This is a genomic window from Pseudomonas sp. D4002, from assembly GCF_013385665.1.
Taxonomy (GTDB): domain Bacteria; phylum Pseudomonadota; class Gammaproteobacteria; order Pseudomonadales; family Pseudomonadaceae; genus Aquipseudomonas.
This window is the reverse complement of the sequence record NZ_JACAPN010000033.1, coordinates 1-237: the sequence shown is the minus strand read 5'-3', so window position 1 is coordinate 237 and position 237 is coordinate 1.

Below are 237 nucleotides of genomic sequence, written 5' to 3'. Positions count from 1 at the left end.
ATTGGGGCAGTCAGATCAAGATCAAAAGCAAGAGCACGGCGGCCTGAAAGCCGACCTGAGTGTTAAAAGCCAAATCAAAAACCAGAGCGAAAGCAGAGCTGCTTTTCTGTAGGAGCTGGCTTGCCGGCGATGCAGACACCTCGGTGCATCAGACACACCCAGTTGATGCTATCGCCGGCAAGCCAGCTCCTACAGTGGACCGTGCCCGCTTTAGCTTTTGATTTGGCTTTTAAACAC